Source organism: Erwinia sp. MYb375 (assembly GCF_037479175.1).
Lineage (GTDB): Bacteria > Pseudomonadota > Gammaproteobacteria > Enterobacterales > Enterobacteriaceae > Erwinia > Erwinia rhapontici.
Window position 1 is genome coordinate 124,188 of sequence record NZ_JBBGZS010000012.1, and the last position, 26,199, is coordinate 150,386.

General features: G+C 54.0%; 27 protein-coding genes and 1 pseudogene. 19 read left to right on the plus strand and 9 right to left on the minus strand.

Annotated elements, in window-relative coordinates; translation table 11 throughout:
* Positions 1-95 precede the first annotated feature (95 nt).
* A complete protein-coding gene (gene pdhR / locus WH279_RS05940; protein ID WP_339455296.1) occupies positions 96-860 on the minus strand; it encodes a pyruvate dehydrogenase complex transcriptional repressor PdhR in 765 nt (254 codons plus the stop codon).
* A gap of 499 nt (positions 861-1,359) precedes the next feature.
* On the opposite strand from pdhR, the gene aroP (WH279_RS05945) reads away from it, so the two are divergent.
* The 4 genes from aroP (WH279_RS05945) to WH279_RS05960 all read left to right on the plus strand — a co-directional run bounded on the left by aroP (WH279_RS05945) (position 1,360) and on the right by WH279_RS05960 (position 6,964).
* A complete protein-coding gene (gene aroP / locus WH279_RS05945; RefSeq protein WP_339455297.1) occupies positions 1,360-2,715 on the plus strand; it encodes an aromatic amino acid transporter AroP in 1,356 nt (451 codons plus the stop codon).
* Between the two features lie 336 nt (positions 2,716-3,051).
* Positions 3,052-4,407 carry an aromatic amino acid transporter AroP gene (gene aroP, locus WH279_RS05950; RefSeq protein WP_339455298.1) on the plus strand — a complete coding sequence of 452 codons (1,356 nt, stop codon included), beginning with the start codon at positions 3,052-3,054 and terminating at the stop codon, positions 4,405-4,407.
* Positions 4,408-4,577: 170 nt separating this feature from the next.
* Positions 4,578-5,993: a glycoside-pentoside-hexuronide (GPH):cation symporter gene (locus WH279_RS05955; protein ID WP_159336894.1), complete on the plus strand. Its 1,416-nt coding sequence runs from the start codon at positions 4,578-4,580 to the stop codon at positions 5,991-5,993.
* A complete protein-coding gene (locus WH279_RS05960) occupies positions 5,990-6,964 on the plus strand; it encodes a glycoside hydrolase family 43 protein (protein ID WP_339455299.1) in 975 nt (324 codons plus the stop codon). Before WH279_RS05955 ends, WH279_RS05960 begins: the two co-directional genes overlap by 4 nt.
* Here WH279_RS05960 and ampE read toward each other — a convergent pair.
* Positions 6,935-7,789 (minus strand): beta-lactamase regulator AmpE, encoded by an 855-nt coding sequence (ampE, locus tag WH279_RS05965; protein WP_339455300.1) that lies wholly within the window; start codon positions 7,787-7,789, stop codon positions 6,935-6,937. The genes WH279_RS05960 and ampE overlap by 30 nt on opposite strands.
* Before the next feature lie 3 nt (positions 7,790-7,792).
* Positions 7,793-8,362 (minus strand): 1,6-anhydro-N-acetylmuramyl-L-alanine amidase AmpD, encoded by a 570-nt coding sequence (gene ampD / locus WH279_RS05970; RefSeq protein WP_339455301.1) that lies wholly within the window; start codon positions 8,360-8,362, stop codon positions 7,793-7,795.
* 261 nt (positions 8,363-8,623) lie between these two features.
* On the opposite strand from ampD, the gene WH279_RS05975 reads away from it, so the two are divergent.
* From WH279_RS05975 to WH279_RS05985, 3 genes are all read left to right on the plus strand, one after another.
* Positions 8,624-9,181: a fasciclin domain-containing protein gene (locus WH279_RS05975; RefSeq protein ID WP_339455302.1), complete on the plus strand. Its 558-nt coding sequence runs from the start codon at positions 8,624-8,626 to the stop codon at positions 9,179-9,181.
* A gap of 125 nt (positions 9,182-9,306) precedes the next feature.
* Entirely contained in the window at positions 9,307-9,852 is a 546-nt protein-coding gene (locus tag WH279_RS05980) for an RNA polymerase sigma factor (RefSeq protein WP_339455303.1), read from the plus strand.
* The gene (locus WH279_RS05985; RefSeq protein ID WP_339455304.1) at positions 9,849-10,508 is read left to right on the plus strand and encodes an anti-sigma factor; all 660 of its coding nucleotides are present in this window, start codon (positions 9,849-9,851) and stop codon (positions 10,506-10,508) included. Before WH279_RS05980 ends, WH279_RS05985 begins: the two co-directional genes overlap by 4 nt.
* Here the strand turns inward: WH279_RS05985 and WH279_RS05990 are convergent.
* A complete protein-coding gene (locus WH279_RS05990; protein WP_339455305.1) occupies positions 10,495-11,406 on the minus strand; it encodes a LysR substrate-binding domain-containing protein in 912 nt (303 codons plus the stop codon). The genes WH279_RS05985 and WH279_RS05990 overlap by 14 nt on opposite strands.
* 104 nt (positions 11,407-11,510) lie before the next feature.
* Here WH279_RS05990 and WH279_RS05995 point away from each other — a divergent pair, with 104 nt between their 5' ends.
* The 7 genes from WH279_RS05995 (at position 11,511) to hofC (ending at position 17,020) form a co-directional block, all read left to right on the plus strand.
* Complete coding sequence (locus WH279_RS05995; RefSeq protein WP_339455306.1) at positions 11,511-11,831, plus strand: carboxymuconolactone decarboxylase family protein; 321 nt, start codon at positions 11,511-11,513, stop codon at positions 11,829-11,831.
* 5 nt (positions 11,832-11,836) lie between these two features.
* Positions 11,837-12,235, plus strand: a complete 399-nt coding sequence (locus tag WH279_RS06000) for a tautomerase family protein (protein WP_200641635.1) — start codon at positions 11,837-11,839, stop codon at positions 12,233-12,235.
* Positions 12,232-12,777 (plus strand): DUF4865 family protein, encoded by a 546-nt coding sequence (locus tag WH279_RS06005; protein ID WP_200641636.1) that lies wholly within the window; start codon positions 12,232-12,234, stop codon positions 12,775-12,777. Before WH279_RS06000 ends, WH279_RS06005 begins: the two co-directional genes overlap by 4 nt.
* A gap of 80 nt (positions 12,778-12,857) precedes the next feature.
* Positions 12,858-13,748 (plus strand): carboxylating nicotinate-nucleotide diphosphorylase, encoded by an 891-nt coding sequence (nadC, locus tag WH279_RS06010; RefSeq protein ID WP_200641637.1) that lies wholly within the window; start codon positions 12,858-12,860, stop codon positions 13,746-13,748.
* Between the two features lie 242 nt (positions 13,749-13,990).
* Entirely contained in the window at positions 13,991-14,434 is a 444-nt protein-coding gene (gene ppdD / locus WH279_RS06015) for a prepilin peptidase-dependent pilin (protein ID WP_200641638.1), read from the plus strand.
* The gene (gspE, locus tag WH279_RS06020; protein ID WP_339455307.1) at positions 14,431-15,828 is read left to right on the plus strand and encodes a type II secretion system protein GspE; all 1,398 of its coding nucleotides are present in this window, start codon (positions 14,431-14,433) and stop codon (positions 15,826-15,828) included. The genes ppdD and gspE overlap by 4 nt, the downstream gene beginning before the upstream one ends.
* Positions 15,821-17,020 carry a protein transport protein HofC gene (gene hofC, locus WH279_RS06025; RefSeq protein WP_339455308.1) on the plus strand — a complete coding sequence of 400 codons (1,200 nt, stop codon included), beginning with the start codon at positions 15,821-15,823 and terminating at the stop codon, positions 17,018-17,020. The genes gspE and hofC overlap by 8 nt, the downstream gene beginning before the upstream one ends.
* Before the next feature lie 53 nt (positions 17,021-17,073).
* On the opposite strand, the gene WH279_RS06030 is transcribed toward hofC, so the two are convergent.
* Positions 17,074-18,114, minus strand: a complete 1,041-nt coding sequence (locus tag WH279_RS06030; protein WP_339455309.1) for a GMP reductase — start codon at positions 18,112-18,114, stop codon at positions 17,074-17,076.
* Positions 18,115-18,363: 249 nt separating this feature from the next.
* Between WH279_RS06030 and coaE the strand changes: the two genes are divergently transcribed.
* Genes coaE through yacG form a run of 3 tightly spaced genes read left to right on the plus strand, consistent with a single transcriptional unit; the run spans position 18,364 to position 19,937 of the window.
* Positions 18,364-18,975, plus strand: coding sequence for a dephospho-CoA kinase (coaE, locus tag WH279_RS06035; protein ID WP_339455310.1), 612 nt, complete (start codon positions 18,364-18,366; stop codon positions 18,973-18,975).
* 4 nt (positions 18,976-18,979) lie between these two features.
* Positions 18,980-19,723, plus strand: coding sequence for a cell division protein ZapD (gene zapD, locus WH279_RS06040; RefSeq protein ID WP_133842289.1), 744 nt, complete (start codon positions 18,980-18,982; stop codon positions 19,721-19,723).
* A gap of 10 nt (positions 19,724-19,733) precedes the next feature.
* Entirely contained in the window at positions 19,734-19,937 is a 204-nt protein-coding gene (gene yacG, locus WH279_RS06045) for a DNA gyrase inhibitor YacG (protein ID WP_133842290.1), read from the plus strand.
* A gap of 3 nt (positions 19,938-19,940) precedes the next feature.
* Here the strand turns inward: yacG and mutT are convergent, their stop codons facing one another.
* Complete coding sequence (mutT, locus tag WH279_RS06050; protein ID WP_339455311.1) at positions 19,941-20,330, minus strand: 8-oxo-dGTP diphosphatase MutT; 390 nt, start codon at positions 20,328-20,330, stop codon at positions 19,941-19,943.
* A 194-nt stretch (positions 20,331-20,524) separates the two neighbouring features.
* Here mutT and WH279_RS06055 point away from each other — a divergent pair, with 194 nt between their 5' ends.
* Positions 20,525-21,319 carry a prepilin peptidase gene (locus WH279_RS06055; protein WP_339455312.1) on the plus strand — a complete coding sequence of 265 codons (795 nt, stop codon included), beginning with the start codon at positions 20,525-20,527 and terminating at the stop codon, positions 21,317-21,319.
* Positions 21,320-21,368: 49 nt separating this feature from the next.
* Here WH279_RS06055 and secA read toward each other — a convergent pair.
* Positions 21,369-24,074, minus strand: a pseudogene (gene secA, locus WH279_RS06060) (preprotein translocase subunit SecA).
* 78 nt (positions 24,075-24,152) lie between these two features.
* Positions 24,153-24,653, minus strand: coding sequence for a secA translation cis-regulator SecM (gene secM / locus WH279_RS06065; protein ID WP_339455313.1), 501 nt, complete (start codon positions 24,651-24,653; stop codon positions 24,153-24,155).
* 21 nt (positions 24,654-24,674) lie between these two features.
* Here secM and WH279_RS06070 point away from each other — a divergent pair, with 21 nt between their 5' ends.
* The gene (locus WH279_RS06070) at positions 24,675-25,190 is read left to right on the plus strand and encodes a DUF721 domain-containing protein (protein WP_200641645.1); all 516 of its coding nucleotides are present in this window, start codon (positions 24,675-24,677) and stop codon (positions 25,188-25,190) included.
* An 8-nt stretch (positions 25,191-25,198) separates the two neighbouring features.
* On the opposite strand, the gene lpxC is transcribed toward WH279_RS06070, so the two are convergent.
* Positions 25,199-26,116 (minus strand): UDP-3-O-acyl-N-acetylglucosamine deacetylase, encoded by a 918-nt coding sequence (gene lpxC, locus WH279_RS06075; protein WP_200641646.1) that lies wholly within the window; start codon positions 26,114-26,116, stop codon positions 25,199-25,201.
* Positions 26,117-26,199: the final 83 nt, after the last annotated feature.

The window sequence follows — 26,199 nt, forward strand, 5'->3', positions numbered from 1 at the left end:
CTGGAGCCTGTCTCTTTGTGCTCTGTGGGCAAAACACAAAGAGACAGGCCCGTCGTTTATACCTTTATAGGTACGTGCCGCGTTATATTTACGCGTTAATCCTTACGTTGCTGTAAACGTCGCAAGGAGCGCTCTCTACGACTTTGCTCCCGACTTCTGTCCAGCAATACTTCCTCGATAAACGCCAGGTGGCGGTGTGAAGCCTCGCGTGCCTGCTCTGGCTCACGTGCCACAATCGCCTCAAAAATACTGGCGCGGTGGCTACTTACTTTCTCCAGCATCTCACGACGCGTGTAGAGCATTTCGAAGTTCTGTCTGACGTTCTGTTCCAGCATCGGACCCATGCTACGCAGCAAATGCAGTAACACCACATTATGCGCCGCTTCTGTTACAGCGATCTGATACTGCATCACCGCGCCCGCTTCTGCGTCAAGATCGCCATTCTGCTGGGCGGTCTGTATATGCAGATGGCAGTCGCGGATGCGTTTCAGATCGTCGTCAGTACCGCGCAGTGCGGCGTAATAAGCGGCAATCCCTTCCAGCGCATGACGCGTTTCGAGCAGGTCGAACTGGGATTCAGGATGGCCGGCAAGTAATTCTACGAGCGGATCGCTCAGGCTTTTCCACAAATTGGTTTGGACGAAAGTGCCACCGCCCTGACGGCGTAATAGCAGGCCCTTGGCTTCCAGACGCTGAATCGCTTCGCGCAGGGAGGGACGGGAGACATCGAACTGCACGGCCAGCTCTCGCTCAGGCAGCAGTTTCTCTCCGGGACGCAGTGTCCCTTCCATAATCAGGGACTCAAGCTGCTGCTCTATAGCATCAGAGAGCTTAGGTTGGCGGATCTTGCTGTAGGCCATCATCCCTTCTTTTCGATTTGCCAGAGTAAATTGGTAATACCAATTGCAAAAAGGTGCCCGTAAAGTAACAAAGTATTCACCTGATGTCCATATGGCAACTGCCCGAAACCAGACCGCCGTCTCCTTCTCTGTCAGGGCACAGGCACGCCATTGACACCCGAATTTACCTGGCAACAAATGTTAAATTTCTTCACTTTTTCGAAAGCAGGCAGCAGCTTAGTGGATGGAATACGATACCGAAACCCTCGCCGATAAAGCGTTATGACCGTTATCGGCATCCTGTTATTTACCTTACAGTGCCCGGTGCGATCGGTGGTTTTTTATCCGATCTGGCGCACATAATGAGAAAGAAAGTGCAAAGTACCGCTCCTAACATTATTCTCTGCGCCATACCAGACTCATACGCATTTTCGTACTGACATAAGTGTAAATATATCAGTACGTTATTAGTTTTTTAGCCAATGCAGTCATACACAAAAAGCGCATTACGAGGATTATCATGGAGCAACAACCGGGAGAGACGCTGCAGCGCGGATTAAAAAACCGCCATATTCAGCTGATCGCATTAGGCGGGGCCGTGGGCACAGGACTGTTTCTGGGCAGTGCATCGGTGATCAAATCCGCCGGTCCGGCAGTCATTCTGGGCTATGCGATTGCCGGGTTTATCGCCTTCCTGATTATGCGTCAGCTGGGTGAGATGGTCGTCGAGGAGCCGGTTGCCGGCAGTTTCAGTCACTTCGCCCACAAATACTGGGGGGCTTTTGCGGGCCTGGCCTCCGGCTGGAACAACTGGATGCTTTACGTGCTGGTGGCAATGGCCGAACTGACCGCCGTGGGCAAATATATCCAGTTCTGGTATCCGGACATTCCGACCTGGGTGACAGCGGCGGTGTTCTTCGTGATCATCAATGCCATCAACCTGACCAATGTGAAGGTGTTTGGCGAGTTGGAGTTCTGGTTCGCCATTATTAAGGTCATCGCCGTCGTCGCGATGATAGCCTTTGGCGGCTGGCTGCTGTTCAGTGGCACGGGTGGCCCACAGGCAAGCATCAGCAATCTGTGGAGCCAGGGTGGCTTTATGCCGCACGGCATTGGCGGGCTGGTTATGATGATGGCCATCATCATGTTCTCCTTTGGCGGGCTGGAAATGATTGGCCTGACCGCTGCAGAAGCAGAGAACCCGGAAAAAAGCATCCCGACGGCAATCAATCAGGTCATCTGGCGCATCCTGATTTTCTATGTCGGTTCACTCACCGTACTGCTGTCGCTGATGCCGTGGACGAGTGTGACAGCAAATACCAGCCCGTTTGTACTGATTTTCCATGAGCTGGGTGATGCTCTGGTGGCTAACGCACTGAATGTGGTGATCCTGACCGCGGCACTGTCGGTCTATAACAGCTGCGTTTACTGCAACAGCCGCATGTTGTTTGGCCTGGCGCAGCAGGGTAATGCACCAAAAGCCCTGCTCAAAGTCGATTCACGAGGTGTGCCGGTCGCAGCCATCCTGATGTCTGCCACTGCGACCGCCTTCGGCGTACTGCTCAACTATCTGATGCCCGCTTCAGCTTTCGAGCTGCTGATGGCGCTGGTGGTTTCCACGCTGGTGATCAACTGGGCCATGATCAGCCTTTCCCACCTGCGGTTCCGCAAACGCCTCGTCGAGCAGGGGATACAGCCTCGCTTTAAGGCCCTGTTCTACCCGTTTGGCAACTGGCTGTGCCTGATCTTCATGGCTGGGGTGCTGGTTATCATGGCAATGACGCCAGGTATGGCGATCTCTGTCTGGCTGATCCCGGTATGGGTTGGTATCCTGGCTATCGGCTACCAGGTTAAACGCCGCACTGCGCGCACCTGATCACCCCCTTCTCCTTTATCCACGTTCCGGCTGTCTCCGGCCGGAACGCTCTTAAGCCCTTCGAAACGCCCCGTCATAAGACAATGTTATTCGTCATTTCCCCCCATTTATGACAAAACAAATACAGCGATAAATGAGACGCCGCGCTGCTTTTTTAGTCGTTCCTGCGCATGTTTATCAGAAAGCGAGTGCAAACCTCTGCACATATCACTATTCTCATCCTGAGGCTACGCCTTGGATTATATTTGCTAACACAGTGTCGTAAAGTTTTTAATACACCTGGATAACAGGGCCAGCCGTAGACATAAAAAATAATAAAACATCATGAGGTCATACATGGAACATCAGCAGGGCGAAACGCTGAAACGTGGCTTGAAAAACCGCCATATTCAGCTGATCGCATTAGGCGGTGCCGTTGGTACCGGTCTGTTTCTGGGTAGTGCATCGGTTATCCAATCCGCAGGGCCTGGCGTCATACTGGGTTATGCCATTGCCGGATTTATTGCCTTTCTGATCATGCGCCAGCTGGGTGAGATGGTGGTAGAAGAGCCGGTAGCCGGAAGCTTCAGCCACTTTGCTTATAAATACTGGGGCAACTTTGCCGGTTTCGCCTCCGGCTGGAACTACTGGGTACTGTATGTGCTGGTGGCGATGGCAGAGCTGACAGCCGTAGGCAAATATATTCAGTTCTGGTATCCGGATATTCCTACCTGGATGTCGGCAGCGGTGTTCTTTGTGCTCATCAACGCCATCAACCTGACCAACGTGAAAGTGTTTGGTGAGATGGAGTTCTGGTTCGCGATTATTAAAGTCGTTGCCGTGGTGGCCATGATCCTGTTCGGTTGCTGGCTGCTGTTCAGCGGCACCGGCGGCCCACAGGCCAGCGTGCGTAACCTTTGGGAACAGGGCGGCTTCCTGCCCAATGGCTTTAGCGGGCTGATCATGATGATGGCGATTATCATGTTCTCCTTCGGGGGTCTTGAACTGGTCGGCATTACCGCTGCGGAAGCGGATAACCCGGAAACCAGCATTCCGAAAGCCACCAATCAGGTGATTTACCGCATTCTGATTTTCTACATTGGTTCCCTGGCGGTCCTGCTGTCGCTGATGCCATGGACGCGCGTGACGTCCGATACCAGCCCGTTCGTTCTGATTTTCCACGAGCTGGGTGATGCGCTGGTGGCGAATGCTCTTAACGTGGTGATCCTTACGGCTGCGCTGTCGGTGTACAACAGCTGCGTTTACTGTAACAGCCGTATGTTGTTTGGCCTGGCGCAACAAGGTAATGCGCCTAAAGCGCTGTTAAAAGTCGACAGCCGCGGCGTGCCGGTGATCTCAATCCTGTTCTCCGCGATCGCGACTGGATTGTGCGTGTTGCTCAACTATCTGATGCCGGGTGAGGCGTTTGGCCTGCTGATGGCGCTGGTGGTCTCAGCTCTGGTGATCAACTGGGCGATGATCAGCCTCGCGCATATGAAGTTCCGCCGTAAGAAAGATCAGCAGGGTGTCACCACCCGCTTCCCGGCGCTACTTTATCCGTTGGGTAACTGGATTTGCCTGCTGTTCCTGGCGGGGATTCTGGTGCTGATGGCAATGACCCCAGGCATGGCGATCTCTGTCTGGCTGATCCCGGTATGGGTACTGATCCTCGCCGTGGGGTACTGGATTAAAAACCGCACGCAGCGCGCGTAATCATCACGCCCGCTATTGATTCGGCCAGCATTAGCTGGCCGAATTGTTATCTGCTTCACACTTTCCCTTCTCCAGGCGTTTTGTCCATCTCTGCGACGTTTTGCACCTGCGCACCGCATCCGATAAGCGTGAATACTCTCAAGCACTAAAGACACGCGGGAGAATTATCCATGAAGGGCTCAAAACTCTCAGTCAGAGAGAAAATTGGTTACGGAATGGGCGATGCCGGATGCAATATGATCGGCGGCGCCATCATGCTTTTTCTTAACTATTTTTATACGGATGTGTTCGGACTGGCGCCTGCATTGGTGGGCGTTCTCCTGTTATCTGTCAGGGTGCTGGATGCGGTCACGGACCCGATTATGGGTGCGATAGCCGACCGGACTCAGAGTCGCTGGGGTCGTTTCCGCCCCTGGTTACTGTGGGTCTCCGTACCCTATGTGCTGTTCAGTGTGCTGATGTTCACCACTCCAGACTGGAGCTATAACAGCAAAGTCATATGGGCGTTTGCGACCTACTTCCTGATGTCGCTGACCTATACCGCGATCAATATCCCCTACTGTTCCCTGGGTGGCGTGATCACCAACGATCCCGGCGAACGCGTCTCCTGCCAGTCGTACCGGTTTGTGATGGTCGGAATTGCCACGCTGATCCTGTCACTGACGCTGCTGCCGCTGGCAGAGTGGTTTGGCGGTGACAACAAGGCGCGCGGCTACCAGATGGCCATGGGTGTGATGGCGCTGGTGGCACTGCTGATGTTCCTGTTCAGCTTTGCCACGGTACGCGAGCGTATTCGTCCGGCAGTGCCCAGCAATGACGACCTGAAGGCCGATCTGCGGGATGTGTGGAAGAACGATCAGTGGGTACGCATATTGCTGCTGACCTTCTGCAACGTCTGCCCCGGCTTTATCCGTATGGCAGCCACCATGTATTACGTCACCTGGGTGATGCAGCAATCGACTCACTTCGCCACGCTGTTTATCAGCCTCGGTGTGGTAGGCATGATGATCGGCAGTACGCTGGCGAAGATCCTGACCGACCGCTGGTGCAAGCTGAAAGTGTTCTTCTGGACCAACATCGTGCTGGCAGCATTCTCCGGGGGCTTTTACTTCCTTGACCCGCAGGCAACGATGCTGGTGCTGGTGATGTACTTCCTGCTGAACATCCTGCATCAAATCCCGTCACCGCTGCACTGGTCGCTGATGGCCGACGTTGATGACTACGGTGAGTGGAAAACCGGTAAACGCATTACCGGTATCAGCTTCTCCGGCAACCTGTTCTTCCTCAAAGTCGGGCTGGCGGTGGCCGGTGCCATGGTCGGTTTCCTGCTCTCCTGGTACGGTTACAATGCGGGCGCGAAACAACAAAGCCCTGCTGCGCTGAATGGTATCGTGCTGCTGTTTACCGTTATCCCAGCGGTGGGATACCTGATTACGGCTGGCGTGGTACGCCTGCTGAAAGTGGACCGCACGCTGATGCTGCAAATCCAGAGCGATCTTGAACAGCGCCGCACTAACTATCAGGAGCTGAACGACTATCATGAGCACAAAGAACTGAAAACCAAACCACAAGGAGCCGCACGATGAGCCACTGGCCTAACCCGTTAATTGAACAGCGCGCCGATCCCTTTATTCTGCGCCATCAGGGGAGCTACTATTTTATCGCGTCGGTACCGGAGTACGACAGGCTGGAGATCCGCCGCGCCGCTACCCTGGCAGAACTGGCACAGGCCGATGCCGTCGTCGTCTGGCGCAAACCTGAGCAGGGCCCCATGAGCGCCCTGATTTGGGCACCGGAACTGCATTTTATTGACGGCCAGTGGGTGATCTATTTTGCGGCAGCGCCATCACAGGAGATTAAACAAGGTCTGTTCCAGCACCGTATGTTTGCCCTCACCTGCGATGATATCGATCCACTGAAAGGGGAATGGGTCGAACGCGGGCAGATCCTGACCCCCATCGACAGCTTCGCGCTGGATGCCACACACTTCGTCCATCAGGGGAAAAACTGGTATTTGTGGGCGCAGAAAGATCCGGCCATCCCCGGTAATTCCAACCTCTACCTGGCAGAGCTGGCTACCCCCTGGCAGATAAAAGGCGAGCCGGTGATGCTCAGCCGCCCGCAGTATGAATGGGAGTGTGCAGGATTTAGCGTCAATGAAGGCCCGGCGGCAATACATCACGGCAGGCGCCTGTTTGTCAGCTACTCGGCCAGCGCCACCGATGAGAATTACTGTATGGGGTTGTTGTGGATTGATGTCGATGCGGATCCGCTACAGCCAGAAAACTGGCACAAATCTGCTGCGCCCGTGTTTACCACCGACTGGGAGAACCATCAATATGGTCCGGGCCACAACAGTTTTACGGTCGGGGAGAACGGCGAAGACGTATTGGTGTATCACGCACGCAATTACACCGAAATTGAAGGTGACCCGCTATACGACCCTAACCGCCATACCCGGGTGAAAACATTCAGCTGGAGTGCCGATGGCCTGCCGCAGTTCGGCACACCACCCGCAGACAGCGTGTTACACCAGCGTGCCGTAAATAGTCAGTAACGCCACCACCACCACGATGACCAGCGACACTTTTTTCGCCAGCATCACTGCCACACGCGGGGTCTCCACCTTATCCAGGTGGGGATCGCGCGCCAGTGAGAACTGGGCAAGGCGGGTCAGCACCTGATACTGCGGTGTGTGGCGATCGCCCAGAGACGCAAACCATGCGGGTAATGCACGCTCACCGTGCCCCAGCAAGGCATAAGCTACGCCCACTAATCGTACCGGGATCCAGTCAACCCAGTGCAGAATGGCATCAACACCGGACTGTGCACGCGCCAGCGGGTTTTGCTGCCGCGCCAGCCAGCTCTGCCAGGCACGCAGGAATGCATAGCCCACCAGCAGCACCGGCCCCCACGGGCCCCCCACCACGAACCAGAACAGCGGTGCCAGATAGAAACGGTAGTTAATCCACAGCAACGCATTTTGCAGCTCAGACAAAAACTCACGTTCGCTACACTCGCCGGGTACGCCGTGGATCAACGTCAATTCCTCAATCATGGCGTTATGGGCATCTGTGTCGTTATGGCTGGCCGCCTTCAGATAAGCGTGGTAGTGCAGACGCACCGACCCGGCGCCAATACAGAGCAGGCCGATCAGTATCCAGAACAGCAGCTTAGGCACTCCAAAAAACAGCCCTTTTAGCGCCAGTAAGCACAGAGCGACGATAGCCATGATCATCACGACCATCAACAGCGTACGCACCAGAGAAAAACGCTGACGAGCGCGGAACAGTGGCACCAGATGATGATCCAGTTGCCAGTGTTCACCCATTTTGAATAATCGTTCCCATCCGAGAACCAGCAACAGGCTGAATAATGTCATGCCTTAACTCCCATTGAGTGTGGTCAGGGTGTTATGCCCAAGGTCGGCGCGAAAACGCACCCAGTCGAAAGAGGGCCCAGGGTCCGTCTTACGTTCAGGTGCAATATCGCTGTGCCCGGTGATGTGCTGCGCCATCATCGGGTAGTGTTGAATTAACAGCTGTGTCACGGCCTGCAACGCCTGATATTGCGCATCGGTATAGGGCAGCGTATCCGTGCCTTCCAGCTCGATACCTACGGAGAAATCATTACAGACTTCACGCCCCTGATAGCGAGAAACCCCGGCGTGCCACGCCCGCAGATGAAAAGGCACATACTGCACGATCTCGCCGTCGCGGCGGATCAGACAGTGTGCAGACACCTGTAAATGAGAGATATCAGCGAAATAGGGATGAATGCCAGGATCAAGCTGACCGGTAAACAGCGCATCGATCCAGGGGCCACCAAACTCACCGGGCGGCAAACTGATATTGTGCACCACCAGTAGTGAAGGTGCTTCATCGTCAGGTCGCTGATTAACATGCGGGGACGGAACATGCCGCACGCCAGCGATCCACCCATCTTGCAACTGCATACCCATCTCCTGTGTTCAGCCTCTCGCAGATTAACATGGTTTTTTTCAGCTTAATCAAACTTCTCTGTCGTTCTTTTTACTGTGGCAAAAAATATTTTCATCTTTTTGCATCCGATTTCCAGTCTCAGCCGTAGATAGATATAACCAGCATAATTGGGGTAACAGCAGGCCAGCATCCGATGATGCTCATGCCGTTGACGCTTCAAACATGGCGGGACTATGTAAGGCAAAAATGCCTTCTCTTACCCAAAGGAATTCATCATGAAAACGTTCATCCGTACCGCTCTGTGCCTCTCAGTGTTGTTCAGTACCGCATCAATGGCTGAGATGTCCAAGAATACCGTGATGGTGGGTGGGGCCGCTATGCTCCCGTCCCACAATATCGTTGAGAATGCCCTGAACTCGAAAGATCACACCACGCTGGTCGCTGCCGTAAAAGCGGCAGGCCTCGCGGATACACTACAAGGCCCTGGCCCATTCACCGTCTTCGCCCCCACCAATGCCGCTTTCGCCAAGCTGCCCGCTGGCACGGTGGATAACCTGTTGAAGCCGGAAAACAAAGCAACGCTGACCAGCGTGCTGACCTACCATGTGGTGGCCGGAAAGTATGATATGAAGACGCTGGTGAAAAAAATCAAACAGGGCAACGGCAGCACTGAGCTGAAAACCGTGAATGGCGCCCCGTTGTGGCTGATGATGAATGGCCCACACAATATTCAGGTAAAAGATGATAAAGGCAATGTTGCCAATATCAGCACCTATGACGTGCAACAAAAAAATGGCGTGATTGATGTTATTGATACGGTACTGATGCCTTAATCCATCGTGTGCCAACACCAAGGGAAAAATTAAATATACCCGCTGATGTTAAAATAAAGGGTATATAATTGGTGCAGCAGGTTTTTTTCATACTCCTTCTGCACCTCTTTTTTTCAGGACGTTTCATGACGGACGACGTAACAGATAGCCAGATTTTGTTAATGAAGGCCATTGCGGCCGGCGATAAACGGGCTTTTGAAGCGACCTACCACCGTTATTCACCCTACCTTTTTGCCATCGCACTGCGGATGTTACGCCGACGCGACTGGGCAGAAGAGGTCCTGCACGACAGTTTCCTTACTGTCTGGCAGCGTGCTGGCAGCTTCGACCCGGCGCTCAGTGCCCCCAAGACCTGGCTTACCAATATTGTGCGCAATCGCGCTATTGATTACCTGCGCCTGCAGGACAACCGCGTTGAAGAACTGGAAGAGGATGACACCCTTTTCGATGTTGATCGTTCATCAGCAGAGTTACCTTCAGGCTCGGAGTCGCGCAGGCTGGCAGACTGTATGACGCAGTTGACGTCTGAACAGCGGCAAAGCATCACGCTGGCGTATTACCAGGGGCTGTCGCACAGTGAAATTGCCCTGCACCTGGAGCAGCCTGCCGGAACCATTAAAAGCTGGATCCGCCGTGCATTAACTCAACTAAAAGAGTGTGTGGGCATATGAAAAGCAGACGCGATTTTGACTCAGCACTGGCCGCAGAATATGCCCTTGGCACCCTGCGTGGTGCAGCACGCCAGCGTTTTGCCCGTCGCCTGTTGCAGGAACCTGAGCTGGCGGCAGAAGTCAGCCGTTGGCAGAATTCACTCTCTGAGCTGGATCAGCGGGTTACGCCGGTTATCCCGCCGGAAGCGGTGTGGCAACGCATCGCCCGTGGGCTTCCTGCCGATAAAATGCGTACGAGCAGTGTGCGCTGGCCATGGCTCGGCTGGGCGCTGGCCGCCTCGTTTGCCGGGGCATTGCTGTATAACCAGTTTACTGTGCCTCCGGCACCGCAGACCGTGGCCGTCCTTAACGGTGACAGCCAGCAAGGCTCTTGGGTGGTCAGCCTCAGCCCGGATAAAACGCAGCTGACAGTCCAGGCCATCAATGCCTCTGCCGTGCAGTCCAATCGCAGCTTGCAGCTGTGGCTGATCCCGCCAGGGGAAAAACCGCAATCGCTTGGGCTAATTGATCATTCAGCTCTTCAGCAGGTGGCCGTGAAGGAAATTCAGCTGGCCAGCCTGCCAACGCTTGCTATCAGTCTTGAACCTCGCGGTGGCTCCCCAACCGGGCAGCCGACCGGACCCGTACTGTACAGCGGTAAAGTTATCCCGCTTTAGCGAGGCTGGCCTGCGGCAACACCGGGGCCAGCTGTGCAAGCAGTATTTCGCGTAAACGAGCGGCAGCAGGGGGTAAAATCTCCTGCCCCAGATGCAGCACCAGGCCTAAATCGGCCACTTGCGGCAACAGCGGATGCTGCAGTCGCTTTAGCCCGGCTGGCAAACCAAACTCGCTACGTAGCGTCACGCCCAACCCGGCGGCAGCGGCGGCCCAGATGCCACTCAGACTTCGGCTGGTAAATGCCACCCGCCACGGAATTGCAGCATGGTCCAGTGCATCAATAGCACGGGTCCGCATCACACAAGGTGCATCAAACAGCAGCAGCGGTAAAACATCGCCTTGTTCCATCCATTGCGTAAACGGCGACTCATCACACCCTATCCAGCACAGCGGTGCAGCGGGTAGTGGCTGCATAAAACGTGACGTTTCCTCACCCTGCCAGCACAGTGCCAGATCCAGCTCTCCCTGACGAATCCCCTGAAGTAGTTCGCTGTTACGCCCGATGCGCGCGGAGATCTGTATCAGAGGATGTGCCCGGGAAAACTGCCCCAGCAGCGCTGGCAGCAACGTCTCGCCAAAATCTTCCTGTAACCCAATGCGCACGCTGCCAGCAATATCCCGCCCGGACAATGCGCTGTACGCTTCATCATTGAGCGCCAGCAGGCGCCGCCCGTAAGCCATCAGTAACTCTCCATCATCGGTGAGCATCAGGCGTCGCCCGCTTTTCTGCAACAGGAGTAACCCCGTTTGCTGTTCCAGTTTTTTGAGCTGTGCGCTGACGGCAGAGGTCGAGCGGTTCAGGCGATCGGCCGCCTGCGCAAAACTTCCCAGTTCAATACCGAGAACAAACGTGCGTAACGCATCCAGATCGAAAGTCATACGTTTAAACGGTTGCATTAATCATCCTGTTTTTCGGGATTATCGATACCAATCTATGCGATTTTATAAACTATTTTCACGTTCTATGCTGCTGACTTCTTCCTCACTACAGGAACAGCAACATGACCATCCCTCTTGACCGTCACAGCCTGGCCAGCGTCGCGCCCACGCTGGCAGCGATAACTGAGCAGACATTGTTCGGCACGATCTGGCAGAGACCCGAACTGAGTAAGCGCGAGCGCAGCCTGATCACAGTGGCGGCGTTAATCGCCCTCGGCCGCGACCAGCAGTTACCCTGGCACCTGGATTTTGCCCGGCAACATGGCCTTAGTAACGCCGAACTGGCCGAAGTGATGACGCACCTGGCGTTCTACTGCGGCTGGCCCGCTGCCGTCTCAGCCCTCAGCCAGTTACCCCAGCCCGGTCATCAACCTCAGGAGTAACCGACATGCCTTTCAGCCGTATTGCTCTGCCCGCAGGCACAACGCCGGTTTTCCGCCAGGCGTTGTCTGAGATTCTGCACCGAACCCTGGTGGACTTCTTCGACGTCCCCACCGACGACTGTTTTCAGTTGCTGGATGAATATGCGCCAGGCCAGCGCGTGTTCCCGCGCCACTATCTTGGCGGCCCACGCTCGGAGGGATTTATCTGGTTCCATATCACTGCCGGCCGGCCCCGCTCGACACAGCAAAAACATCAGTTCTATCATCATCTGGCACACCGACTGGCCTCTGAACTGTCGGTGCGCCCGGAGGATGTGATGGTCACCCTGAGCTTTACGCAGCCAGAGGACTGGTCTTTTGCCAGCGGTAACGCCTTTCACTGGCCGGTGGAGAATGACGAATGATTGCCATGCAATATCGTTTCCGCCTGCCCAATGACTATGACATGGCGATCATCACCACCCGAATCCATGAAAATGGCCACCGGCTTGATGGCTTTCCGGGCCTGATTCTTAAGGCATATTGCTATGCCGAATATGGCAGTCCGCAAAGCTCCACTGACCCTCTTTACGCTCCCTTTTACCTCTGGCAGGACAGTAAAAGTATGACGCGATTCCTCACCAGCAGTGGGTTTCAGCAGCTGACTCAGGATTTTGGCTGGCCACAGATCGACAGCTGGCTGGTTTTGCACTATCAACCGGCTGTGGAACTGGCGGACTCCGTCTTTGCCAGGCGCATCATCACACCAATAGCCCCCTACACAGACCTCATACCTTACAGCTCAGGGGCCGACAAACAGGCAGGCCATGTCAGTCATATTCAGGCATGGGATACACAGACATGGCGGCATTTAAACTTTCAGTTAAGCCCAAAGCCTTTCACTGATGATACGGCCGCTGAATGCTATCGGGTGGGGCATCTTTCGCTCCCGCATAACATCGTGTAATCGCATGGCGCTGGCTGGTATGGGTGCAGTAAACGCGCTAGCATGTCAGCCTCTGTTATCCGACCTTTCGGAGTTTGATCATGACCTCCCGCCGTTACGATCCGGACAGCCGCCGAGCTGAATTGATGGGCCGTATTGAAGATGATATTCCCCCTGGCGTTGCCCAGGCGCTGCGTGAAGATCTGGGCGGGGAAATCGATCCCTGTAAAGACATCACCGCCAGCCTGCTGTCTGCCGACACCCTGTCTCATGCGGTAGTCATCACGCGTGAACCCGGTATTTTTTGCGGTAAACGCTGGGTGGAAGAGGTATTTATTCAGTTGGGCGACAAAGCGAAAATTACCTGGTGCGTTGAAGATGGTGATGCGATCATCGCCGATCAGATCCTGTTTGAAGTCACCGGCCCGGCACCGTTGATCCTCACGGCTGAACGCACCGCGCTGAACTTTGTGCAGACGCTCTCCGGCGTGGCGACAGAAGTCAGCCGTTATGTTGCCCTGCTGGAAGGCACACGCACGCAGTTGCTCGACACGCGTAAAACCCTGCCGGGGCTGCGCACTGCGCTGAAGTATGCCGTGCTCTGTGGCGGCGGTGCGAACCATCGCCTGGGTTTGTCCGATGCGTTTCTGATTAAAGAGAACCACATTATTGCCTGCGGCTCGATCGCCAAAGCGGTCGAGAAAGCCTCCTGGTTGCGCCCGGATGTTCCTGTCGAGGTGGAAGTTGAATCGCTGGACGAGCTGGAACAGGCGTTGCAGGCCGGTGCTGACATCGTGATGCTGGACAACTTTACCGTTGAACAGATGCGGGCAGCCGTCACCTTGAGCGATGGACGCGCACTGCTGGAAGTGTCGGGTAATGTGACGGATAAAACTCTGCGGACCTTTGCCGAAACCGGCGTGGACTATATTTCCGTAGGCGCTCTGACCAAACATGTGCGTGCCCTCGACCTGTCGATGCGCTTTCGCTAAGGGTAACGACGCTTAAGAGATATCGCGTCAGCCAATGCCCACGTTGTACCCCAGGCCAGCCAATCGTGCTGGCCTTTTTTCTGCCTGCATTTCGGTTTTGCGAGGCGGCTTCCAGCCCCTCCTTGCACCGATGCAACGCAGCAAAAGACTTTACGTTCCTCCTCTGAAAGCCGCCGTTTGCCGCTGGCTGCCCGCCCATCCCCGATTTATGTTGCCAGCCTCAATACACAAGGAGGTTTGCTATGAACAACCAACAAGGCTTTACCCTGATCGAACTGATGATCGTCATCGCCATTATTGCCATTCTCAGCGCCATCGGACTGCCTGCTTACCAGGGTTATCTGCAAAAAGCCGCACTCACCGATATGCTGCAAACGGCGATGCCGTATAAAACCGCCGTCGAGCTATGCGCCATTGAACACGGTGGCAGCGGAAACTGTAGCGCGGGAAGTCACGGTGTTCCGGCTGAACGGACCTCACGCTATGTTTCAGCGCTAACCACCAATGCAGGAGTCATCACGCTTACCGGCCAGGAAAGCCTCCAGGGGCTGAGTGTGAAACTGACTCCTCAGTGGAATAGCAATGACGGCCAGTTAAGCTGGCAGCGTAGCTGTAACAGTACCAATAGCGGGCTGAAGGACGCCTGTCAGGATGTATTCCGTTTTGATGAGGAGGAGACGCCATGACAGTAGAAACACAGCGTGCGCTGGAAGCTATCTGCCAACGTTACCAGGCCGTGATTATCGAATGCAGCCCGCAGCGACTTCACATTGCGCTGGCAGACTCACCCAGTCATGAAATGATGACTGAATTACGCTTCGCTACGCATAGCGCAATTAATGTCGAATGCTGGCCAAAAGCAAGGTTGGAACAGTTTTCCCGACAGACAATGACAACAGCCGCACACGAGCCAGCCCCGGAAGAGCATAGTGGTACTGCGGTAGAAAAAATGGATTATCTGCTGGCTCAGGCGCTGCAAAAACGCGCCTCAGACCTGCATATCGAACCACTGGAAAATGGGTTACGTCTGCGCTTGCGCGTCGATGGTGTTATGCAACTGCTGCCGGCAACAGGATTTGAAAATAGCGCCGCCCTCATTGCACGACTTAAAATTCTTGCGGGCCTGGATATTGCCGAGCGCCGGGTGCCGCAGGACGGACAGTTCTCGCTAGCCATGAACAATACGACGGAGTCATTTCGCCTGTCGACGCTGCCCACACGCTTTGGTGAAAAAGCGGTGGTGCGCCTGTTGCAAAGCGATACCCGGGCGATTGCACTGGAGAATATCGGTATGCCTGGCCCGCTTCTCAAGCGCTACCGTGATGCATTATCCCGCCCTCAGGGAATGATTCTGGTCACCGGCCCCACTGGAAGTGGAAAAACATTCACGCTTTACAGTGGCCTCAGTTGGTTAAATGTCGCGACACGTAATCTTTGCAGCGTGGAAGATCCGGTGGAGATCCCCCTGGCGGGCGTGAACCAAACCCAGATTCATGCCCGATCCGGACTCGATTTTCATCGCGTATTACGCGCCCTGCTGCGCCAGGATCCCGATGTCATTATGATCGGTGAGATCCGCGACGGAGAAACCGCTGAGATCGCCGTTAAAGCCGCTCAAACTGGACATCTGGTGCTATCGACTCTGCATACTAATTCCACCACTGAAACACTGGTACGTTTGGGGCAAATGGGGGTGCCAGGCTATCTGCTGGCCTCTGCGCTCAAACTGGTGATTGCTCAACGTCTGGTTCGCAGGCTGTGCAAACACTGCCGCCAGCCTGCAGAAGCAACGGCCCATTTTCCGCCTCATATCTGGCCCGGTACCGTGCAGAACTGGCGTGCAGTGGGTTGTGAACACTGTTTTTCTGGTTTCTATGGGCGTCTGCCCTTGTTTGAGCTGCTCCCCATCACTGCGCGGCTGCAAAATGCGCTGGCAAAATCGGCACGCCCGGAAGAGCTGGCAGATATTGCACGTCAACAAGGGCTGAACTCACTGTTTGTTGAGGGGCTTCACTGCGTAAATCGTGGCGATACCACACTGGAAGAGTTAACCCGTGTAGCGGGTGGTAGTGATGAATAAACGAACACTTTTCCGCTGGCAGTCTATTGACGACGACGGGCAGTTATATCAGGGAAGCAGTTTTGCCACCAGCACCGGGCAGATTATTGAGGATCTTGCAGCTGTCCATCAGCTCCCGTTAAAGATCACCCGTGGCCGCAGCTATGCTCCGCGTCACTGGCAGTGGCAACAGAAGAATGCATTTATCCGTCAGTTGGCAACGTTACTGAAAGCGGGAATTCCCCTGACAGGCAGTTTACAGCTGCTGGGCGAAGATCATCCTGAACCTGGCTGGCAGGCGCTGTTGTTGCGGCTCCAGCAGAGCATTTCAGGCGGAGAACCTTTCTCGCAGGCCCTGGCTGCATGGCCGGACGTTTTCCCACCGCTGTTCCCGGCGCTGGTGCACATTGGCGAACTAACCGGGGAGCTGGATGAGTGCTGCCAGCAGTTGGCAACCCAGCAAGAGCGGCAGCAACAGTTACAGCTGAAAGTGAAAAAAGCACTACGCTACCCACTCTTTATTCTGGCGGTCGCCCTGCTGGTCAGCATCGGTATGCTGGTGTTTGTGTTACCGGAGTTCGTCGAGATTTACCGCACCTTCAACGCGCCACTCCCTGCTTTTACCTCTGCGGTCATTGCGTTTTCTCAGCTCATTCAGCAACAGGCAATGATATTTATGCTGTTTATTATGAGCCTCGGTATTTTCTGGAACGTTCAGCGTAGGAAATCTCAAACCTGGCAGCGGCGAGAACAGCGTCTGTTACTCAGATTGCCGCTGATTGCCACGCTGTATCAGGGCAGCCTGTTGAGCCAGATATTTACCACGCTCTCCATGACTCAGCGTGCCGGGCTGACTCTGCTGCAAAGCCTTCAGGCGGTTGAGAAAACGCTTTCACCCCTACTCTGGCGTGAGGCTATCATGCAGTTACAGCAACATATCGCTGCCGGTAATCCGCTGCATCAGGCGCTGAAGTCGCATACGTTGTTCACCCCACTGTGTTATCAGTTGGTCAAGGTGGGCGAAGAGTCGGGTTCACTGGATACGTTACTGGAAAGACTGGCAAGCTGGCATGAACAACAGACCCATCAGCTGGCAGACCAGCTGGCCGCCGCACTAGAGCCATTAATGATGGTGGTCATTGGGGGAATTGTTGGCACGCTGGTGGTGGCGATGTATCTGCCCGTGTTCCGGTTAGGGGATGCGCTCGGCTAAAAACCATGTCCCGCCCGGTTGGGCGGGAGCACTTGTGGCGTTAACAGCTATTTCTATCGGTTAAAAATGCGGTTTTCCTGCTCGTTAACGCGGATAAACGTCGTGCGCTTGGTCAGTTCTTTCAAGCGTTCGGCCCCCACATAAGTGCAGGCTGAACGCAGGCCGCCGAGAATATCGCGTGCGGTAAACTCTACGGGCCCACGTAGCGGCAATTTAACGGTTTTTCCTTCGGCCGCGCGGTATTGCGCCACGCCACCCACATGACGTTTCATTGCAGACTCGGAACTCATGCCATAGAACAGCATAAACTGTTCTCCGTTCTCTTCGACCAGCGTCCCTTCACATTCATCATGGGCCGCCAGCATACCGCCAAGCATGACAAAATCGGCCCCGCCGCCAAAGGCTTTAGCAACATCGCCAGGCACAGAGCAGCCACCATCACTCACGATTTGTCCGCCCAATCCATGCGCCGCATCGGCACACTCAATAACGGCAGACAGCTGCGGGTAGCCAACACCCGTTTTCACTCGGGTGGTACAAACAGAGCCCGGGCCGATACCGACTTTCACAATATCCGCCCCGGAAAGGATCAGTTCCTCAACCATTTCACCCGTCACGACGTTGCCAGCACAGATGGTTTTCCCCGGGCAGGCTTCGCGTGCACGCCGCAGGAAAGCCACAAAGTGCTCAGAGTAGCCGTTAGCCACATCGATACAGATAAAATTGAGTGCCGGTGATAATGCCAGGATTTGTTGTAACTTCAGGAAATCTGCCTCAGACGTGCCGGTCGATACCATGACATGCTGAAGCACCGCAGGCGTGGAACGCTCAACAAATGCCCGCCATTGCTCAATGCTGTAATGCTTATGCACCGCGGTGAGGATATCGAATGAGGCCAGCGCTTGCGCCATATTAAAGGTGCCAACGGTATCCATATTCGCGGCAATAATCGGTACGCCTGACCAGGCAATGCCTGAATGCTTGAAGGTAAACTGACGCTCCAGCTCAACCTGAGAACGGCTTTGCAGCGTTGAACGCTTTGGCCGGATAAGAACATCTTTGAAGCCTAACTTAATATCTTCTTCGATACGCATAACAGATTTCCTGGTTGATGGCGTTGGTGCAATAACGCACTCTGCGGGCAACACTTTTGGTCATAAGCGAATTGCCCGCTCCAGTGACGCTATCATACGCGCTAAAAACACGCCGACAAGACTGCGAAATTTGTTTTATTTAGGCTACAATTCGAGAAATTTACCTGTGAATTTGTCTTGTGATCTGTGCCTCAAATTTGCTTTCAACGCGCAAATTCCAGTACGACAAGGCAGAGAGAATCAAGACATATGCACTATACCGTAGCGCTGACCGGTGGTATCGGCAGCGGAAAAAGTACCATTGCAAATGCCTTTGCCTCACTGGGCGTTGATATTGTCGATGCGGATGTTATCGCACGTCAGGTGGTGGAAAAGGGTCAGCCCGCGCTAGCCGCTATTCATGCCCGATTTGGCGACGATGTGCTGCACCCGGATGGCGCGTTAAACCGGCCGGCATTACGCCAGAAAATTTTCAACTCTCCAGAGGAAAAACGCTGGATTGATAATTTGTTACATCCTCTTATCCATGAAAAAACCCGACAGCAGCTAGCATTAACCCAGTCACTCTGGTGTCTGTGGGTGGTCCCCCTGCTGGTGGAGAATAATTTGCAGCATCTGGCTGACCGGGTACTGGTGGTCGATGTAGACCGTGAAACGCAACTGGCCCGGACTATGAGCCGTGATAACATTAGCCGTGAACAGGCTGAAAATATTCTTGCTGCACAGGCAACGCGCGAAGCACGTCTGGCAGTAGCGGATGATATTATTGATAACTGCGGGTCGCCTGAGACGGTGACAACGCACGTTGCCGAACTCAACCAGCGTTATCTGGCGCTGGCTGCGGCAAGCTATCGGGATTAACAGTATGAGTACAATGGTTCTATTTGAGCATCCTCTGAATGAGAAAATGCGCACCTGGCTGCGTATCGAATTTTTATTAAAACAGCTTACTGCCAGCCAGAAAATCACCGACCATTTAGGTGCCCTGACCTTTTTCCGCAATGCTGCAGAACTCCTGGACGTCTTTGAGCGCGGCGAACTTCGCACCGACATTCTGAAAGAACTTGAACGTCAGCAGCAGAAACTGCTGGGCTGGGCGGAAGTGCCTGGCGTGGATATGGCGCGTATTAACACGCTGCGCAGCGATCTTAAAAGTTTTGGTGCTACGTTGATGTCCGCCCCGCGCATGGGCCAGATTTTGCGCGAAGAACGGCTGATCGCCCTGGTGCGTCAGCGCCTGAGCATTCCAGGAGGCTGCTGCAGCTTTGATCTGCCTACGCTACATATCTGGCTTCATATTGAACAACATCTGCGTGACCAGCAGGTGACCACCTGGATGGCATCGTTAGTACCGATACAGCAGGCGCTGACGATGATCCTCGATCTGATTCGCCAGTCAGGGATCTTCCGTAATCACACCAGCCTGAATGGTTTCTTCCAGGATAATGCTGAAGGGGCTGACCTGCTGCGCATGCAGCTCCGGTTGGATGATGCGTTATATCCTCAGATTTCTGGCCATAAAAGCCGTTATGCCATCCGTTTTCTGCCGCTGGACAGCGAACGTGGTGAAGTTCCTGCCCGCTTCGATTTCGAGCTGGCCTGTTGTTAAGGTAAGTGTAATGAATGATGTAACCGTAGTGAACTGCCCGACCTGTAGTAAGCAGGTTATCTGGGATGAACTCAGTACCTGGCGGCCGTTCTGCAGTAAGCGCTGTCAGTTAATTGACCTGGGTGAATGGGCCGCTGAAGAGAAACGTATTCCCAGCAGCGGTGACCAGACTGACAGCGATGACTGGAGTGAGCAGCCATTTGATCGCGATTAATGGTTAAGCGCTGGCTTTCAGTCGCGCAACAATCTCAACGTTTGCAGGGGGAAATGCCTCCGCATCCAGTTCGCTCTGTCTGACCCAGCGCTGTGGCTGCCCTTCACGCCCCCACGGCTCACCATTCCAGCGATCGACGATGAAGAAGTGCAGCGTAACGCGCAAATCGTCATAGGTGTGATCGATAGTCTCATACGCCGTCGCATTCACCACCTCGATGCCGGTTTCTTCGAGCAATTCACGTTTCAGCGCCTGTTCCGGTGTTTCACCCTCTTCCATTTTCCCACCAGGAAATTCCCAGCGATTGGCCATATAAGAGTCTGCGGAGCGCTGCGCTAAAAAAATCTCTCCGTCTTTGCGGATAATGCCAACGGCCACTTGCAGGTGCTTCATGTTTTCCTCACTTCACTGGCTGACTTATTTTTCCCGCCACTATTCCAGCGTTGCCCCCCAATGACAAGCTGTTATACGGGAAAGATCGAGCCTCGCCGCAGGAGTGAAATGTAACATGGTGCAAATGCATTCTGCCCTGCCTTTCATTCTGTATCCGGCGCTATAGTGCGCAGCATCATGGTGAGAGGGAGGAAATGATGCTGCAATTCGCGACGGAATCAGTATGGATTTACTGGGCATTGCTGGTGATGTCTGGACTGTGCACAGGCAGCCTGCTGAATGTGGTGATTTTCAGGCTGCCGCTGATGATACAGCGGAACGACCCGCACCTGTTCAACCTGGGATTTCCACGATCTTATTGCCCACGGTGTCAGATAACACTGACGCCAGGCGATAACATTCCTCTGTTTAGCTGGCTGTGGCTACGCGGGCGCTGTAGAGGATGCCGGGAAGCCATTTCCTGGCGTTACCCTGCCATCGAAAGTCTGTCACTGCTGATCACATTACTGGTTGCCTGCCTCCTGCCTGCCGGACCGCTGCTGTTGGCCGCTCTGCTGCTGAGTTGGCTATTACTGGCGCTGGCGATCATCGACAGCATGCATTTTTTATTACCGGACAGTCTGACGCTTTCTTTGTTGTGGGTGGGTTTGCTCTGCCATCTTGCCGGAGTGCTGCCATCCGTGTCTCTGGAACAGGGGATTGCCGGTGCCGCACTAGGTTATGGCTTATTTTGGCTACTCGCGTGGTGCTATCAAATCGTGCGGGGTGAAGAAGGTCTGGGAAGGGGGGATGCGAAACTACTGGCTGCCGGAGGGGCATGGCTGGGCTGGCAAACCCTTCCGCCATTGCTACTACTGGCTTCATCTCTGGGTATCACTGTTTTCATGCTGGCACGCCTGGTGGTTAAGCGCCCACTGTCGGCACGCCTGCCCTTTGGCCCGGCGCTGGCAGCGGCGATCTGGATACTGTTCTTTTGGCAAAACACATAAAAAAAGGGCCGGAAAATTTCCGGCCCCTGGTGTTATCGTTCGTGGCTGACTACGCCAGGCGACCGTGACACTGCTTGTATTTTTTACCCGAGCCGCACGGGCACAGATCATTACGTCCGACTTTACGTTCGCCGGTCTGATCAGCCAGAGACTGGGCCGCTTCGGTATCGGCATCCACATGGCTTAACTGCTGTTGCTGTGCCAGGCGCTCAGATTCCAGACGACGCTGTTCTTCCATCTGTTCAACTTCTTCCGGCATACGCACCTGAACCTTGCTCAGGGTGCTGATCACTTCATACTTCAGTGATTCCAACATTGCCGCAAACATAGCGAAGGACTCACGCTTGTATTCCTGCTTAGGATCTTTCTGCGCATAGCCACGCAGATGGATGCCCTGACGCAGATAATCCATTGCCGCCAGGTGTTCTTTCCACAGGGAATCCAGCGTTTGCAGCATCACGCCTTTCTCGAAGTTGCGCATCATTTCAACGCCAACCACTTCTTCTTTACGCTGATACTGTTCTTTCGCCTGCTCCATGATGCGGTCACGCAACGTCTCTTCATGCAACTCTGGCTCTTTATCCAGCCATTCCTGAATCGGTAGATTGAGGTCGAAATCGTTGCTCAGGCGCTCCTGCAAACCAGCAACATCCCACATCTCTTCCAGAGACTGCGGCGGTATGTAGCTATCAATGGTGCTTTTAAACACATCCTCACGAATGCTGGCAATGGTTTCTGACACGTCAGACACGTCAAGCAATTCATTACGCTGTGTATAGATAGCACGGCGCTGATCGCTGGCAACGTCATCATATTCCAGCAGTTGCTTACGGATATCGAAGTTACGGCTTTCTACTTTACGCTGAGCGTTGGCAATGGCTTTGGTCACCCATGGGTGCTCAATCGCTTCGCCAGGCTTCATACCCAGTTTACGCATCATATTGGTGACGCGGTCTGAGGCGAAGATACGCATCAGGGCATCTTCCATTGACAGGTAGAAGCGGGAAGAACCCTGGTCACCCTGACGGCCTGAACGGCCGCGCAGCTGGTTATCAATACGGCGTGATTCATGACGCTCAGTACCGATGATATGCAGACCGCCGGAGGCCAGCACAGCATCATGGCGAATTTTCCACGCGCTTTTGATTGCCTCAATTTGTTCAGCCGTTGGTTCTTCGATGGCAGCAATCTCTGACTGCCAGCTACCGCCCAGCACGATGTCAGTACCACGACCCGCCATGTTGGTTGCAATGGTAACCGCTGCTGGCTGGCCCGCCTGAGAGACGATGTCCGCTTCGCGTGCGTGGAACTTGGCGTTCAGCACTTCGTGCTTGATGCCCGCTTTGGTCAGCTCATTAGACACCACTTCCGATTTCTCAATCGAAATGGTCCCGACCAGCACTGGCTGGCCGTTAGCGGTGCGCTCGCGGATGTCTTCGATGATCGCGCCGATCTTTTCCATTTCAGTCATATAGACCAGATCCGGCAGATCCTTACGAACCATTGGGCGGTTGGTTGGCACCACAATGGTATCCAGCTTGTAGATAGAGCTGAACTCAAACGCTTCAGTGTCGGCAGTACCGGTCATTCCGGCCAGTTTGTTATACAGACGGAAATAGTTCTGGAAGGTAATTGAAGCCAGCGTCTGGTTTTCGTTCTGGATTTCCACGCCTTCTTTAGCTTCAACGGCCTGATGCAAACCATCAGACCAGCGACGGCCCTGCATGGTACGGCCGGTGTGTTCATCGACGATGATCACTTCGCCATCTTTAACGATGTAGTCAACGTCACGGGTAAACAGCACGTGGGCGCGCAGTGCAGCGGTCACGTGGTGCATCATCATGATGTTACCTGGCGAGTAGAGAGACTCTCCCTCAGCCATAATCCCTTCACTGACCATCAATTCTTCAACGGCCACCAGGCCGCGTTCGGTCAGGTGAACCTGACGCGATTTTTAATAAACAGAGAAATGGCCTTCCCCCTGGAAGCTGTCAGAATCTTCTTTTTCCTGACGGATCAGGTTAGGAATGATTTTATTGACCTTGATATACAGCTCAGAGCTGTCTTCAGCAGGGCCGGAGATGATCAACGGTGTACGTGCTTCATCAATCAGGATGGAGTCAACTTCATCCACCAGCGCATAGTTCAGCTTACGCTGTACACGGTCTTCCGGGCTGAATGCCATGTTGTCGCGCAGGTAGTCAAAACCGTATTCGTTGTTAGTGCCGTAGGTAATATCAGCAGCATAAGCGGCACGTTTTGCTGGAGCGGGCATACCTGGCAAGTTGATGCCGATGCTCAGACCGAGGAACTCAAACAGAGGACGGTTGTTTTCCGCATCACGCTGGGCAAGGTAGTCGTTGACGGTCACCACGTGAACACCCTTGCCGCTCAACGCGTTAAGGTAGGCTGGTAGCGTTGCGGTCAGGGTTTTACCTTCACCGGTACGCATTTCCGCGATGCAGCGATCGTTCAGCACCATACCGCCAAGCAGCTGTACGTCGAAGTGACGCATGGCAAACACACGCTTACTGGCTTCACGTACGGTTGCAAAGGCTTCAGGGATCAGGCTATCCAGCTCTTCGCCTTTTTCCAGACGCGCACGGAACTCGACGGTTTTCGCTTTCAGCTCGTCGTCAGACAGCTTCTCGAAATCCGGCTCCATCTTGTTGATCTGTTCTACAGATTTACGCATACGGCGCAGTGTGCGGTCGTTACTGCTACCAAAAACTTTGGTTAATAATTTGATTAACATAATGAATAATTTCTCTCAGCCACCGCTGTTCACGATGGGCACTTAACGTTTGATTTTAAACAGACTGTTTTTTATGAATTAAGAGATGAGAACGGGTCCGGCACGAATGCCCTGAACCTGAGCCAGCCAGAGGCCGGTTTGATGACGGGGTGCAGCTTCAACCTGACGTTGGGCTGTATAGCGAATAATGACCGGCGGTTTGGCTTCGTGAGTCAGCAGCGCGTTGAGCGTATCCAGCAGCGCCAGTTTATGCGCTTCGTGGGGATGCTCGGCAACCGCTGCGGGTGACACCGATGGTGTCAGCGTAAACGACAGATGGCGGATGACCGTGCGGATAGCATGCTGATGCCAGTAGTCTACGCTGAACGATGGGCGTCGAGCACTTTCGAGCAATGCCAGGCTGTCAAAGCGTGCGGCGGTGCCAATATTCAGGCTTCGTGACGAGGTTTCTGCTAAGGTAGTTCGCTCGTGCGCTGACGCTTGAGGCAGCCCAAGACTCGCCGCGACCATCCCCAAAAGGAGATGCGGCCAGAAATAGCGTCTGCCAAATTGTCGCCAACGATTAAGAATACCGATCACTGTGTTCCGCCGGAGCTTGCTATGCGAGATAGTCGCCCACAATCAATTGAAAGTTTTTTCGATATGGCCCAGGACCAGAGCGTGCTGCAAAACGTGCAGCAACGAGCCATCGCCCTGAACAAGTTGAATCGCGCAGTGCAGGGGATTATTCCCGTTCAACTGCATCCCTGGTGCCGTGTGGCAAACTTTCGCCAGGGGATTCTGGTCATCGAAACGGCTAATGCCAGCTGGTTGATGCGCTTACGCTATGAACAATCCAGTCTGCTGTCAGCTTTACGTGCGCAAATATTACCATCATTGACGTCAATCGACATCAGGATAAATCCTTCGCTGGCGGCAAAAGGTCAGGAATCTGTACAAGAAAGAAGCAATCAGGCAAAGGACGCAGAAAAACCGCCGTTACGACAGATTAGTGAGCACAGTGCAGAAATATTGCGAAGTGTCGCGAGCCAGAGCCCGGAAAAGCTGAAGAGAATATTAGAACGACTGGCCTCACTGGCCGGAGAAGGTACCAGCTCAACCAGTCGTAATAAGTAAGTTCAGGCTTACGCCAGAACCAGATTTGGTGCCTTGAATTTCACCGGGAGTGCAGCTTCGTCTTCAAACGTCGCCCATTCCCAGGCTTCCTGTTTCGCCAGAACAGCCTGTAACAGCTTATTGTTCAGCGCATGGCCAGACTTGAATGCGGTAAACGCACCAATGATATTATGGCCACACATGTACAGGTCACCGATCGCATCCAGCATTTTGTGACGGACGAATTCGTCTTCAAAGCGCAGGCCATCTTCGTTCAATACGCGGTAATCATCCACCACGATTGCACAGTCAAAACTGCCACCAAGGCACAGGCCGCGGGACTGTAATGCTTCGATATCACGCATAAAGCCAAACGTACGAGCACGGCTGATCTGACGCGCAAAAGCATCTGCAGAGAAATCCATGCGGTAGCGCTGTGAGCTGGAGTCAATTGCCGGATGGTTAAAATCAATGGTGAAATCCAGTGAGAAACCATTGTGCGGCGAAAGCTCAGCCCATTTGTCGCCATCTTCAACCCGGACAGGCTGCTTGATGCGAACAAATTTCTTGGCGCTATTCAGTTCTTCAATACCCGCGTCCATCAGCAGATAAATAAAGGGTGCGGCGCTGCCATCCATAATAGGAATTTCAGGCGCGTTCACTTCCACCACGATATTATCAATGCCAAGTCCCGCAAGGGCTGCATTCAGATGTTCGACCGTTGAAATACGTACGTCATGCTCATTAACCAGGCAAGTACAGAGCATGGTATCACGCACGGATTTGGCATCAGCCGGGAAGTCAACCGGTGGATTCAAGTCAGTGCGACGATAGATGACCCCGGTATTAGCCGGCGCAGGGCGTAACGTCAGCGTGACTTTCTTGCCGGTATGTAAACCGACGCCAGTCGTCTGAACAATACGTTTTAATGTCCGTTGTTTGATCATCGTATTATCTCGCAAAAATTAGTCATCCGACCGTCAGTTTACTTCACTGACGGGCAAACACTTTAACACAAAGAGCGAAGAAT

Coding starts and splice junctions, on each gene's coding strand:
- ppdD (WP_200641638.1), top strand. CDS start 13,991: ATGAACAACCAACAAGGCTTTACCCTGATCGAACTGATGATCGTCATC.
- ampD (WP_339455301.1), bottom strand. CDS start 8,362: ATGCAGTTGCAAGATGGGTGGATCGCTGGCGTGCGGCATGTTCCGTCC.
- coaE (WP_339455310.1), top strand. CDS start 18,364: ATGCACTATACCGTAGCGCTGACCGGTGGTATCGGCAGCGGAAAAAGT.
- WH279_RS05980 (WP_339455303.1), top strand. CDS start 9,307: ATGACGGACGACGTAACAGATAGCCAGATTTTGTTAATGAAGGCCATT.
- WH279_RS06055 (WP_339455312.1), top strand. CDS start 20,525: ATGATGCTGCAATTCGCGACGGAATCAGTATGGATTTACTGGGCATTG.
- WH279_RS06005 (WP_200641636.1), top strand. CDS start 12,232: ATGATTGCCATGCAATATCGTTTCCGCCTGCCCAATGACTATGACATG.
- hofC (WP_339455308.1), top strand. CDS start 15,821: ATGAATAAACGAACACTTTTCCGCTGGCAGTCTATTGACGACGACGGG.
- ampE (WP_339455300.1), bottom strand. CDS start 7,789: ATGACATTATTCAGCCTGTTGCTGGTTCTCGGATGGGAACGATTATTC.
- aroP (WP_339455297.1), top strand. CDS start 1,360: ATGGAGCAACAACCGGGAGAGACGCTGCAGCGCGGATTAAAAAACCGC.
- gspE (WP_339455307.1), top strand. CDS start 14,431: ATGACAGTAGAAACACAGCGTGCGCTGGAAGCTATCTGCCAACGTTAC.
- nadC (WP_200641637.1), top strand. CDS start 12,858: ATGACCTCCCGCCGTTACGATCCGGACAGCCGCCGAGCTGAATTGATG.
- aroP (WP_339455298.1), top strand. CDS start 3,052: ATGGAACATCAGCAGGGCGAAACGCTGAAACGTGGCTTGAAAAACCGC.
- yacG (WP_133842290.1), top strand. CDS start 19,734: ATGAATGATGTAACCGTAGTGAACTGCCCGACCTGTAGTAAGCAGGTT.
- pdhR (WP_339455296.1), bottom strand. CDS start 860: ATGGCCTACAGCAAGATCCGCCAACCTAAGCTCTCTGATGCTATAGAG.
- WH279_RS05960 (WP_339455299.1), top strand. CDS start 5,990: ATGAGCCACTGGCCTAACCCGTTAATTGAACAGCGCGCCGATCCCTTT.
- WH279_RS05975 (WP_339455302.1), top strand. CDS start 8,624: ATGAAAACGTTCATCCGTACCGCTCTGTGCCTCTCAGTGTTGTTCAGT.
- WH279_RS05985 (WP_339455304.1), top strand. CDS start 9,849: ATGAAAAGCAGACGCGATTTTGACTCAGCACTGGCCGCAGAATATGCC.
- WH279_RS05990 (WP_339455305.1), bottom strand. CDS start 11,406: ATGCAACCGTTTAAACGTATGACTTTCGATCTGGATGCGTTACGCACG.
- WH279_RS06070 (WP_200641645.1), top strand. CDS start 24,675: ATGCGAGATAGTCGCCCACAATCAATTGAAAGTTTTTTCGATATGGCC.
- WH279_RS05995 (WP_339455306.1), top strand. CDS start 11,511: ATGACCATCCCTCTTGACCGTCACAGCCTGGCCAGCGTCGCGCCCACG.
- WH279_RS06000 (WP_200641635.1), top strand. CDS start 11,837: ATGCCTTTCAGCCGTATTGCTCTGCCCGCAGGCACAACGCCGGTTTTC.
- mutT (WP_339455311.1), bottom strand. CDS start 20,330: ATGAAGCACCTGCAAGTGGCCGTTGGCATTATCCGCAAAGACGGAGAG.
- zapD (WP_133842289.1), top strand. CDS start 18,980: ATGAGTACAATGGTTCTATTTGAGCATCCTCTGAATGAGAAAATGCGC.
- WH279_RS05955 (WP_159336894.1), top strand. CDS start 4,578: ATGAAGGGCTCAAAACTCTCAGTCAGAGAGAAAATTGGTTACGGAATG.
- WH279_RS06030 (WP_339455309.1), bottom strand. CDS start 18,114: ATGCGTATCGAAGAAGATATTAAGTTAGGCTTCAAAGATGTTCTTATC.
- lpxC (WP_200641646.1), bottom strand. CDS start 26,116: ATGATCAAACAACGGACATTAAAACGTATTGTTCAGACGACTGGCGTC.